Annotated in this window: 10 protein-coding genes; 2 read left to right on the forward strand and 8 right to left on the reverse strand. The window is 60.9% G+C overall.

The window, feature by feature from the left end:
- Positions 1-135 precede the first annotated feature (135 nt).
- The 7 genes from B5D49_RS08305 to rfaD form a co-directional block, all read right to left on the reverse strand.
- Complete coding sequence (locus tag B5D49_RS08305) at positions 136-561, reverse strand: DUF4079 family protein (RefSeq protein ID WP_078717223.1); 426 nt, start codon at positions 559-561, stop codon at positions 136-138.
- Positions 562-656: 95 nt separating this feature from the next.
- The gene (locus B5D49_RS08310) at positions 657-1,142 is read right to left on the reverse strand and encodes a cytochrome P460 family protein (RefSeq protein ID WP_078717224.1); all 486 of its coding nucleotides are present in this window, start codon (positions 1,140-1,142) and stop codon (positions 657-659) included.
- A gap of 320 nt (positions 1,143-1,462) precedes the next feature.
- A complete protein-coding gene (locus tag B5D49_RS08315) occupies positions 1,463-1,666 on the reverse strand; it encodes a hypothetical protein (RefSeq protein ID WP_078717225.1) in 204 nt (67 codons plus the stop codon).
- A gap of 106 nt (positions 1,667-1,772) precedes the next feature.
- The gene (gene alr, locus B5D49_RS08320; RefSeq protein ID WP_078717226.1) at positions 1,773-2,915 is read right to left on the reverse strand and encodes an alanine racemase; all 1,143 of its coding nucleotides are present in this window, start codon (positions 2,913-2,915) and stop codon (positions 1,773-1,775) included.
- A 5-nt stretch (positions 2,916-2,920) separates the two neighbouring features.
- The gene (gene mutL, locus B5D49_RS08325; protein WP_078717227.1) at positions 2,921-4,771 is read right to left on the reverse strand and encodes a DNA mismatch repair endonuclease MutL; all 1,851 of its coding nucleotides are present in this window, start codon (positions 4,769-4,771) and stop codon (positions 2,921-2,923) included.
- Position 4,772: 1 nt separating this feature from the next.
- The gene (locus tag B5D49_RS08330) at positions 4,773-7,169 is read right to left on the reverse strand and encodes an LPS-assembly protein LptD (RefSeq protein ID WP_144019325.1); all 2,397 of its coding nucleotides are present in this window, start codon (positions 7,167-7,169) and stop codon (positions 4,773-4,775) included.
- A gap of 126 nt (positions 7,170-7,295) precedes the next feature.
- A complete protein-coding gene (rfaD, locus tag B5D49_RS08335) occupies positions 7,296-8,273 on the reverse strand; it encodes an ADP-glyceromanno-heptose 6-epimerase (protein WP_078717228.1) in 978 nt (325 codons plus the stop codon).
- Positions 8,274-8,585: 312 nt separating this feature from the next.
- Between rfaD and B5D49_RS08340 the strand changes: the two genes are divergently transcribed.
- Positions 8,586-9,614, forward strand: a complete 1,029-nt coding sequence (locus B5D49_RS08340) for an OmpA family protein (RefSeq protein ID WP_078717229.1) — start codon at positions 8,586-8,588, stop codon at positions 9,612-9,614.
- Positions 9,615-9,885: 271 nt separating this feature from the next.
- On the forward strand, positions 9,886-10,416 hold the full coding sequence (locus B5D49_RS08345; RefSeq protein ID WP_078717230.1) for a hypothetical protein: 531 nt from the start codon (positions 9,886-9,888) through the stop codon (positions 10,414-10,416).
- Between the two features lie 215 nt (positions 10,417-10,631).
- Here the strand turns inward: B5D49_RS08345 and B5D49_RS08350 are convergent, their stop codons facing one another.
- Positions 10,632-11,843 (reverse strand): FprA family A-type flavoprotein, encoded by a 1,212-nt coding sequence (locus B5D49_RS08350; protein WP_078717231.1) that lies wholly within the window; start codon positions 11,841-11,843, stop codon positions 10,632-10,634.
- Between the last annotated feature and the right edge of the window lie 33 nt (positions 11,844-11,876).

The following is an 11,876-nucleotide window of genomic DNA, read 5'->3' on the forward strand; positions in this document are numbered from 1 at the left end:
GGACTTTCCCGTTCGGGGAAAGCCTGTAACATCATTGTAACCGAATTGTAACACCGGCCATGGCCGACGCAAGAAGAAAAAATTGGTCAGCTATTGCGGCACGCTAGCCGAGCCAAAAAGCAGGCTTGATCGCACTCAGTGCAGCAGCACTTTTTGCACGATGTTCCAGCCGGTCCAGGCCTGGTAGCCTGCGGTGGCCAGAAGCAGCACATTGACCAGGGCGTGCAGCAGCGGCAATGCGCGGCGTTTGGCCTTTTGGCGGTCCATGATCAATCCCGTTACCAGACCGATCCCCATGAGCGCGAGCATGACGAATCCGCCCATGGTGTGTGCGCCTTTGAGAAAAAAAGCGGGCCAGTGGATGCGGACCATGGCGGCCCCGCCGAGAAAGGACAGGGTCCAGGCGGCATAGACGACTTTGCCGAGCAGGACGTGCCGCTTCCAGGGAAAGACCCCGCGACCGCCGAGATGGTTGACGCGAAAACGTACCCAGCCGAGCGCAAGGACGTACAGGGCGAGCAGCAGAACCAGGGCCGAGAAGATGGGATGGAACCAAAGCATGGATGTTCCTTTTGCCAGAGATTAGACACAAGCGCGCCGGGTTCCGGCGGGTTGCGGGCCGTTCGGGGCGGGAAGCGGCGCACGGCCGCTCCCGGTTAAAAAACGTGCAGGAAAATGTAGTCGTTGTCCGAAACCACGCTGTGGCAGGAAACGCAGGTTCCGGGCTTGCCGGAAGCCTGGACTTCGCCTTCCGGGGAATACTTGATCCAGTACCAGTCTCCATAATCCGGATTAAAGTCCTTGACCTTGAACATGACGGTCAGTGCCTGGAGGGTCTGGCCGGCGTCGTAATTTTCCTTGACCACCATGGAACCGTAAGGCACAGGCGCGGCCTCTGCGGACACCGCCTGGGGGCTGACATAGACCCGGTGCAGCACCCCGTGCGGGGAATTGCCGGGCTGCATGCCCTCATGGTCGGGCCAGCCGTCCCATTCGGTGTAGGGTTTTGTCTCCGTGATGTGCGACCAGATCTGCACCGGATCCGGACCTTGTCCGGCCGAGGCCGCCGCCGCGAGGATGCCCGCTGCAAAGAGCAGGATCGCGGACATGACCAATGCCTGTTTTCTGGTTTGACTGCGCATGTTGACTCCTTGGTTTTTTAGCGAACACAAGCGGCAATGGCGCGATTATCACCAGAGTGCCACGGGAGCGGCAGAGTGGCAAGGTCTTGGAATGATACTCTTGCTGTCTCATGTTATATTTTTTCATGAGATGGCGGCGGGATGGACGTATTTCTTTGGAATAAACCAGGTATTTCGGCGCATTGGCGATGTGTCGGCCTGGCCGGGCCGCACAATGGCAAGTCGTTGAAACAACGAGGGAAGGATACGAAGCATCCCGGAAAAACCGAGGCAAAGCGGTCCTTCCGGGATGTTCGGGCGAATGAGGTGTTGTGGTGCGTCTACATGCCGCGCATGCAGTCGTACATTTCCTCGGAGACTTCCACGCGCACGATGCCGTTTTCTTCCACCACGCGCACGTTGCGTTCCGGGATCAGCGCCATGTCGTCAGCCACTTCCTCCCAGCGTCCCTGAAGATTTTCCTTGGTCAACCCGTTGGGTTCCATTTCATGCAGCGGAAAACTTTCCGCAACGACCCAGCTCATACGGAGTCTCCTTTGTCCTTGACCGCGTTCCGTACCCGGCCCAAAAGGGCGGCCCGGAGCGGATGGTTGTTTATGATGGCGTGCCGCTCGGGGCGGCGACGGTCACTTACCGATATTCTTTGGGGTTCAGTCCGAGCAGACAGAAGACCTCGTACGTGATGGTTCCCCACCAGTCCGCCAGCTCTTCCGGGGTGATTTTTCCCGGTCCGCGTCCACCCAAAAGATGCACTTGGTCACCCACCTGGACGCCATGGCCGGACTCGGCCAGATCCGTGACGTCCACTGCCGTGAGCTGCATGCAGACCCGGCCCGCTATGGGTACCCGCGTACCATTCAGGCACATGGACCCGCGGTTGGATAAGCCCCGGGAATAGGCATCCGCATACCCCGTGGCCACAATGGCCACCACGCAGTCTCGGGGCGCCTTCCAGGTGCAGCCGTAGCTCACGCTGCGTCCCTTGGCCAGGGGGTGCACCTCCACCACAGGGGCTGTGACCTCCATGGCCGGGCGCAGTTCCGCGCCCAGGGATTCGTGCTCGGTTCCGGCAAAGGGGTTGCAGCCGTACAGCCCGATACCGGCCCGCCTGCCCTGGTGATGCAGGGTTCCGTGGGCCAGGATCCCGGCGGTATTGGCCAGGTTGCCTTCCACGTCCAGCCCGCCGTGGCGCAGCGCGTCCAACACGGCTTGAAAAATGTCGCCTTGCTCCCGGGCAAAGGCCCAGTTGTCCGGCTCGTCCGCCGTGGCCAGGTGTGAGCTGGCCATGACCGGTTTCAGCCCGGGCGCGTCCGTGAGCACCGAAAGCAGCCGGGGTACGTCCTCCAGGTGGAATCCCAGCCGGGCCATGCCTGTGTCGAACTTGAGGCTGATTTCCAGAGGGCTTTCCGGTGTGGCGTTTTGGGCCGCGGTTTCCTTGAGCCGGACCAGCTGCTCCCAATTGCCCACAAAGGGGATGATCCGTTGGGGTGCCAGGGCCGCGTAATCATCCGAATCCACGGGACCAAGCAGGGAGAGAATGCGTCCGGTGCAGCCGCTTTCGCGCAGGTGCACGGCCTCGCCCACGGTGCCCACGGCAAAGGTGTCGGCTCCTTCCTCGGCCAGGGCGCGGGCCACGGGAATCAATCCGTGTCCGTAGGCATCGGCCTTGACCACGGCAAAGGTGTTGCCCGAGCCGGTGCTGAGTTGCCGGTAATTGTGGCGGATGGCATTCAGATCTACCTGGACGCGAAGCTTGTTGTACGGGATGGCCATGGGGATCACTTCCGTTTGAACAGTTTTTCCAATTCCTGGGGTGTCCAGCGCAGCACGGTGGGGCGTCCGTGCGGGCAATATTCCCGCTCCGGGCAGACCAGCCAGGATTCGAGCAGAGCCAGGGCTTCGTCCGTGGCCAGGGGTTGTCCGGCCTTGATGGCGGACTTGCAGGAAAGCATGGTCCACAATTCTTCCAGTCCACTTGCGCCGGAATCCAGGGCGGAGCGAAGGTACTCCTTTGCCTTGGCGCTGTCGAGCGTGGGAGGGATGCCTTCCACGTGCAGCAGGTCGGGCCGGGCATGGCTCAGGCGAAAGCCCGCGGCGCGCAGATCGTTCCAGAGGCGGTCCAGTTCCTGGGCTTCGGACGGGTGCAGCGGCAGTTCCAGGGGCAGGGCCAGTGGTTGAGAATCGCCCCGGGTGCGCTGGCGGCGCATATTGTGCAGCAAGACCCGTTCATGAGCCGCATGCTGGTCCACAAGGAAGAGGTCCGCGCCCCGCGAGAGCACTAGATAGGTGTCCGAGACCTGGCCCAGGTAGCGGTAGCCGCCCACCTCCGGGGCTTGGCGCGGTTGTTGGATCTCGGGAGACGCGAACGCGGGAACCGGGGATGCGGGGAGCGGTTCGCCGTCAGGTGGCGAAACGCGGTCATGCTCCGATTGCCGGGACAAGGACGCGGGATCCGGCGGCGTAAGGGGCAGTTCCCCGGGACCGCGTCGATATTCCGCATAGCTGGGAAATTTGGAGCGGTCCCTGCCGAAGCTGGGAGCCGGGGGTTCCCGAAATCGTGTTTCCGATGCGGGATCCGGCATGGTCTGGTGCGCAGGGTCGGGTGTGGCACGGCGGGGGTGAGCCAGTACTCCGCCCCGGTCCAGGGCGGAAAGTACGGCCGAACGCACGGCCGAGAAGACCGAGGATTCGTCCGAAAAACGGACCTCCAGCTTGGCGGGGTGTACGTTCACGTCCACCATTTCCGGGGGCAGCTCCACAAACAGGGCGGCCTGGGGATATTCCTTGGACAGCAGGCGTCCCGAATAGGCCTGACGCAGGGCCGTGAGCAGCAATTTGTCCTGCACCGGGCGGTTGCGGACCCAGAGCAGGATGCGGTCGCCCCGGCCTTGGGCCGTGCGGGGCGCTCCCACCAGGCCGTGAACCCGGATGCCGTGTCGCTCCGCGTCCACTTCGGCCACGCCGTCCATGATGGCCGGAGGCCAGAACGCGGCCAACCGGTCCCGCAGGGATTGGTTTTCCGGCAGGTTCATGGTTTCCCGGCCATTCACCGTGAGCGTAAAGCGTACGTCGGTGCGGGCCAGGGCCATGCGCAGGATCGCGTCCTGGCAGCGTTTGTTTTCCGTGGGTTCGGTCTTGAGAAATTTACGGCGCGCCGGCACGTTGGAAAACAGGTCGCGTACCTCCACCATGGTGCCGCGGTCCAGGGGATCCGGGCCGGACTCGCACATCTCGCCGTGATCCACATGCACTTTCCAGCCCATGTCCTGATCCTGGGCGCGGGAGGCCATGCGAAACAGGGAAACAGACGCGATGCTGGGCAGGGCTTCCCCCCGAAATCCGAAGGAGTTCACCTTTTCCAGATCGTTGAGCACCGCGATTTTGCTGGTGGCGTGCCGGGTCACGGCCAGTTCCAGTTCCTCGGGGACAATGCCGTGGCCATTGTCGCGGACCGCGATGCGCCGGACTCCCCCGCCGTCGATATGGATGGCGATGTGCGTGGCTCCGGCGTCCAGACTGTTTTCCACCAGTTCCTTGACCACACTGGCCGGGCGTTCCACCACCTCACCGGCCGCGATCTGATGCATCAGGGCCGGGGGCAGGACGCGTATGGGGCGTCGTTCAGGCATATCAGAATTTCAGGATGTTGAAGTTCAGACCCACGGAGGTGTCGTCGTCGGTTTGGGAAAAGCGCACGCCCACGTCGTAGCATTCGCCCATCCAGGTCAGGCTGACGGTTCGTTCCAGATCCGTGCCGCGTTCCAGATCCGTGCGGTATTCCAGACCCAGGAGCAGGTTCTGCATCACGTAGAGGTTGCCGCCCAGGTGCAGCACCTGCATGTTTTCGTCCCGGCGGCGTTTGTACTCGTCGATTTCCTGGAGCAGATCGTAGGAAACGAAAAAGTCGCCCACGCCCTCGCGGGTGTAGCGCAGGGTGTGTTCATGCTCGGTGAGGGTGGAAAGGTAGGGCGAGTACCAGGTTTTGGAGCTGAGGCTCCAGCCTGCCAGGGGCGAGAGGGATATTTCCGCCATGAGGTCCGAGAACGGGCGGCGTTCGTAGCGGTCCAGGTCATCCTTGCGGGTGGCCTCAAGCCGGTCGTAGCTCTGGGCGACGCGCACCCGGGCGAAGTCGAGGTAATCCGTGGCGATGAGGGGCGTTTCCCCGTCCGGGCCAAGGGTCACGTATTCGCGTTTGCGGTCAAAGGCGTTGGTCAGGGAGAAGGTGACCAGATCTTCCCCGATGATGCGGTCGCGCTCGTCGTAGTAGGGCAGGTCGGATTGGCCGGTCTTGCGCGGCACATAGGAGTAATCCAGGCGCGGCACGATGCTGTGTTTGATGTCGGTCCAGCGTTCGGTTCCCACCTGTTCCGACGAGGCTGCCAGGGCCGGGGCGTTCAGGCTGTAGGTACGGTAGACCTCGGAGAAAAGCGAGACCCCAGCCTCCATGCCCAGGTTCACGGGCGTATCCGCCTCCACTTCCGAGGCGCGTTCCACGCTGCCGTCGGCCAGGATCACGTCTTCGCCTTCCTCCCGCTCGGTCATGGAATAGACCGTGCCGCGCGCTCCCACATAGGGGATCATGGTCAGGGCGTCGGTGTGCACGGGCAGGCTCAGGGTGGGGCGCATGTCCAGACGGTGGCCCGTGGACCCTCTGTTGCGGTGGTAGTAGCCGTATTGGGCTTCCGCCTCGAACTCCAGCGGCGTCCCCGGGATGTCGTCCTTAAAGGCGTACATGTCCACTTCGGGCAGACGCTGGAGCGAGGGATCCTCGCCGTCGTCGTTGTTGCCGTTCATGTAGGCGGGATTTTGATTGTATTCGAGCTTGCCGGCCATGCCGAAGGACTGGAAGTCGCGGGTGAGCATGGCCGTGCTGGTGCGGGTGTCGGCGTCGGCCTCGTTGATGTCGCGTCCGAATTCTTCCAGCATTTCGTCGCGGCTGGCCTGATACCCGTTATACCCGTCGCGGAATTCACGCAGGTAATCCTGATCCGAAACCACATCCACGTCCACCATGGCGCGCCAGGCCGGGGTGCCGAGATACCCGTCGAACTTGCTGCGCCACCACCAGCGGTTGCTGTTGGAGCGGGCCAGTCCGTCGTCGTCCACGGGGTCGTCGTCCGCGTTGTTGCGCCGGTAGGTCACAGCGTCATTGAGCCAGTCGAACCGCCAATAGCCCTTGGTATAGGCGTTGTCCGCGTGGCGCAGTTCCAGCCCTTGCATGTAGCCGCGTCGGCTCATGATGTTCTGGTAGAACGTCATGTCCACTTCTTCGTTCACGGCCCAGTAGTAGGGGAGGTTCAGGCGGAAGCCGAATTTTCCGGAGCTGCCCACCTCGGGCATGAGAAAGCCGCTCTGCCGCTTGCCGCCGCCCGTGGGCAGACGCATGTAGGGCAGGTAGGCCACGGGGGTGTCGCGCACGCGGAAGGTGGTGTGCCAGAGTGTGGCATAGCCGTCCAGGGTCACGTCCCCTTCTTCGGTGTGTACGGACCATGCGGGCTTTTCCCCGCTACAGGCCGTGACCTTGGCATCTTTGAAGGAATAGCTGGCACCGCTGTATTTGCGGATGTAGGAGGATTCGAAATACAGGTGGGGCTTGACCATGAAGACTTTGCCTTCCTTGAGCCAGCCCTCCTGATTGTTCAGATCAAATTCCGCTTCCTCGGCTTCGAGGAAATCGCCCTGCCACATGGCCCGGACATTGCCGCGCAACACAAGCCAGCCGGTTTCGCGATAATACCGGGCAAAGTCGGCGCGCAGGGTGTTGGTGCCGTCGGTAAAGGTGGCGTCGCCCTCCACCTCCACATAGCCGCTGTCGTGCTCGGCGGCGATGCGGTCCGCGGTGAAGGTCCACTGGCCTTCCTCGGCGGGCTTTTCCTGGGCTTCGTTGAAGGTCAGGTCGCGGTCCGACGCATAGCGGCGTTCCATGGACATGGGCTGCTTTTGACCGAAGAGCAGCCAAGGCTGTCCGGCGAACAGGCAGCAAAGCGCCAGGGTGCAGACCAGGATCGGGACCAGACGACGTTTCAACGCAAACCCTCGGTTCGGATTTTTCGACGCTCGTTCACGGCGGACGTTGCCGCTAGTATAATGATATACGGTGTAAAATCAACGGCCCTGCCGCTGCGCCGCCGCAGGGGACCGGTCCCCGGCATTTCAGCTCACAAGGTATGGATCGTCCGTGGACAGATAATTCTTTACGTAGTCCTTGGCGCCGTCCTCCAGGGAGGTGAAGGGCGTATCATAGCCAACCGCCCGGAGTTTGTCGATATTGGCCTGGGTAAAGTACTGATACTTGTCGCGGATGGTCTCGGGCATTTCAATGAAGCCGATGTCCGGCTCTTTGTCCATGGCCTGGAAGACCGCCGTGGCCAGCGCCACCCAGGTGCGGGCCTCGCCCGTGCCCACGTTGAACACGCCGTTGGCGTCCGGGTGCTCCAGCAGCCACCACATCAGGTTCACGCAGTCCTTGACGTACACGAAGTCCCGTTTTTGGCCCCCGTGTGGATAGTCGTCCCGGTAGGACTTGAAGAGCTTCATTTTGCCGGTTTCGCCGATCTGCTTGTGCGCTTTGCAGATCACGCTCATCATGTCGTCTTTGTGGTATTCGTTGGGACCGTAGACATTGAAGAATTTCAGGCTAACAATGTGGTCCAGAATGCCCGCGCGCAAGGCCCAGAGATCGAAAAGCTGTTTGGAGTAGCCGTACATGTTCAGCGGCCGCAGCGCCTCAATGCCGTCATGGTCGTCGGAAAAACCCAGGGTGCCGTCACCGTAGGTGGCCGCGGACGAGGCGTTCACAAACCGCGCTCCGTGGTTCAGGCAGAAGCGGCAGAGCAGCTGGGTGTAGCGGTAGTTATTTTCCATGAGGAAATCCGCGTCCAGCTCCGTGGTGGAGGAGCAGGCGCCCATGTGCACCACGCCGTCCGTACGGAAGGGATCGTGCTCGCGCACGAGATACTTGTGAAATTCGTCCCGGTGCAGATAGTCGGCGTATTTCAGTCCAACCAGATTTTTCCATTTATCCGTGGTGGAGAGGTTGTCCACCACCAGGATGTCGTCCACCCCCATGCGGTTGAGTTGCCAGACCATGGCGCTGCCGATGAACCCGGCGCCTCCGGTGACGATATACATGGGCACTCCTCGTGCTTGCTCGTTGGTGTTGACTCTTGGCGGCTCCCCGGCGCAGGGCGCTGCCGCGCTTTCGGAGCCATTTTCTTACTGGTTTCCGCCCTGGGACGCAACTCCGGGCCGAATCGGATTCACGGATGAACACCGAACAGACCTCCTTTCTCCTAGGGGGAATTCCCGGTTTTCGTAAAACTATGCATTTGTCGGTGCAATCATCTTGCTTCAACCCTGTGAATCCGCTACGTTGAGAATGAGCGTTTTTCCATTTTAACAGGTTATTATTTTGTATCCGTAGTAAAACGAAGGAGCGATGCAATGGTGAACATGAAACGCAGCGGCCTGGGCATCTGCCTTGTGGTCCTGGCCCTGATGATGGCCTTTTCCACGGCCGCCTTTGCGGGCAAAAAAGTCCCCAAGGTGGATAACTTCATTCTCTTTGTGGACCACTCCGGGTCCATGGCCCAAAAGTACATGGGCAGCGGCGCAAAGAAAATTGACCTTGCCAAGGGCATGATGGGCAAACTCAACGACGCCATCCCTGAGCTGGGATACAGCGGCGCGGTCTACACCTTTGCCCCCTTTGCCGGGTATGCGCAGCCCGCGCCCTACAGCACCGCGGAAGTCGGCCAGGCCATCAACGGGCTGGATACCGACTATGAAGTCTTCATGCGCCGGACCCCCATGGGCAACGGTCTCATTGACCTGGATTCCGTGCTGGCCGGACTGGACGGCAAAACCGCCGTCATCATGGTCACGGACGGCGCGTCCAACATCGGCGCCGATCCCGTGGCCCAGGCCCAGGCGCTGTACGCCAAGTACGGCGGCAAGGTCTGCTTCCATGTGATCAGCTACGCGGACACGGAAAAAGGCCGGATGATCATTGATGAAATCCGCGCGTTGAATTCCTGCTCCGTTCCTGCCGACGGCGAAGCGCTCATGGCCGACGCCGCAGTCATGGACAAGTTCGTGGAAGACGTCTTCTTCACCGAGGCCGCCGAGCCGCAGCCCGTGGACGAGACCATCGTGTTCCGCCTGAACTTCGACTTTGACAAGTCCAACATCAAGGAAGACATGGTTCCCATCCTGGAGCAGGCGCTCATCCTGTTGCAGGAAAAGCCGGACATGGATTACGTGGTGGAAGGCTGGACCGACTCCATCGGTACCGACGCCTACAACATGGGACTGTCCAAGCGCCGCGCCGACTCCGTCACCCAGTGGCTGACCGGCAACGGCATCAACTCCAGCCGCCTGGAGCCGGTTGGTAAGGGCGAATCCGTCAAGTTTGACAACAGCACCGACGAAGGCCGCTATCAGAACCGCCGCGTGGAGATCCGCAGCAAATAAAGTTGCGACACGCCACGTTCAATGCTAATTGGCCGTGAAAGGGTCCGGGAGGCGGGCGAACCGTTTCCCGGACCCTGTTTGACTCTGGGGCAGAATGTTTTTCTGGTTCAGCAACCAGTAGAAGTTGTTGTAAAAAAGGCAGCATACGTCAAAGAGCTTGGGAACCTGGTGCGGATCGCCCGTCCCCAAGTCCCCGGAACCATGCCGGGAGCCTCCTGTTGCCGGAGTACTGCCCGCATCCCCCCGCAACCTCAAAACCACACGGATCGCAATGCGCCTGAACAGCCTGATCATCGTCTGTGTTTTGACCATGTCCCTGGGAATGGGCCGGATGGTCGCGGCCCAGGAACAAAGCGTTTCCGATGCGCAGAGCGTGACGGAGACCGTTACCGAAACCGCCACGGAAACCGCCGAGCCGGAGCCTTCTCCCGAGGAGCTTGCGGCCCTCCAGAAAAAGGAGGAGGAACAGCTCCGCATGCATTCGGATTTTGCGCGCTTTTCCGATACCTGGGTGGCCCGCCTGAACCGCAGCCACTCCAACGGGTACAATAAAATGCGCTTTATCCAGGATGGCGACACGGTACGCGCCCGCTACCACCGCATTGAAAAACGCAGCAGCGTGGTGCGCGAGTCTCCGTCCCAGCCCGGGCATTATTGCGGTATTCTGCGTTATCAGGACACCGTGTACGAAGCCGTGGGCACGACCAAGCAGGAGTGCCGCGCCGGGGAATTCATCCCCGTGGCCGGGACCGCCCGAGCCTTTTCCGAGATTTTCCAGTTCAAAAACGGTGCCTGGCGCTGATACCCCGCTGAACTATACGGCGATGCGGACAGTGTGCATTGGGGCGCGTCTGGACGCGTCCTGTTTTGCTGTGTCCGCGTAGGATAGAAAAAAGCCCTCCCATGGCCTGCATGTGGGGGGCGTTTTTTTAGGCGTTCGCAGCGGCGGGTGTTGCGCAAAAAAAGACGGCCCGGCCTTGCGGCCGGACCACCTTAGATGGTCAGACAGGCAGCTGGTTAGCCGCCGATTTTGGCTTTGATGGCCCGGCCCACGGTGCGGCCCAGTTCAAAGCAGTCGCTGTAGGTTTCATGCGTGGGGATGTGCTTGACCTTCACGGAAGCCGGATCCACGATTTCAAAGTTCATATCCTTGAGCCATTGAGTGAGCTGTTTAACGCACTCACCGCTCCAGCCAAAGGAGCCGAACGCCGCGCCGATCTTGTTCTGCGGGCGCAGTCCCTTCATGTAGGTCAGCATGTTGGCCATACCCGGCAGGATGCCGTTGTTGTGCGTGGGGGAGCCGACCAGTACGGCCGCCGCCTCGAACACCTCGGTCATGACTTCGCTGTGGTGATTGTGCTTCACGTCCATGAGCCGCACGCTCACGCCTTCTTCCACCAGCCCCGTGGCAATGGCCTTGGCCAGCTTTTCCGTGGAATGCCACATGGTGTCATACACGAGCACGGCCTTGTTTTTCGGCTCCTGGCGGGCGAACTCCATGTATTTGTCCGTGGCGAAGATCACGTCCTCTCCGCGGAAGAGCAGGCCGTGGTCCGGGCAGAGCATGTCGATATCCAGCTCCATTTCGGCCAGGGAAGCCAGGGTCTTTTGCACCACCGGGGAGTAGGGCAGCACGATGTTGGCGTAGTATTCAGCCATGCGTTTTTCCAGGGTAGGACGGTCCACCTCGTCGGCGAATCGTTCGCTGGTGGCCCAGTTCTGACCGAACGCGTCATTGGAAAACGCGATCTTGGCTTCGGGAACGTAGGTGAGCATGGAATCAGGCCAGTGCAGCATGCGGGTTTCGATGAACTGCAGGGTATGCTTGCCGATGGAGATTTCCGAACCCGTGGGTACCACTTCAACGGGCCAGTCCGTGTAGTGAAAGTGCGCCTTCATGGATTTTTCACCCATGGGCGAGGTGATGATTTTTTCCGGGTGGTAGCGGTCCACGATTTCCTTGAGGCAACCCGCGTGGTCCGGTTCCAGATGGTTGACCACCACGTAGTCGATCTTGCCGTCCTTGCCCAGCACCTGGGTCAGGTTGCAGAGCAGCTCATCCAGAAATTCGCGCTCCACCGTGTCGATGAGGGTGGTTTTTTCGTCTTTGATCAGGAAGTTGTTGTAGGTGGTTCCCAGGGGGGAGCGGGAATATCCGTGGAAATTCCGCTTGTTCCAGTCTACAATTCCGACCCAGTAAATATCTTTTTTCAATTCAACGGGCTTCATGCATATACTCCGGATGTTGGGGATGGGATGAAA

This window comes from Paucidesulfovibrio gracilis DSM 16080 (assembly GCF_900167125.1).
GTDB classification, from domain to species: Bacteria; Desulfobacterota; Desulfovibrionia; order Desulfovibrionales; family Desulfovibrionaceae; genus Paucidesulfovibrio; species Paucidesulfovibrio gracilis.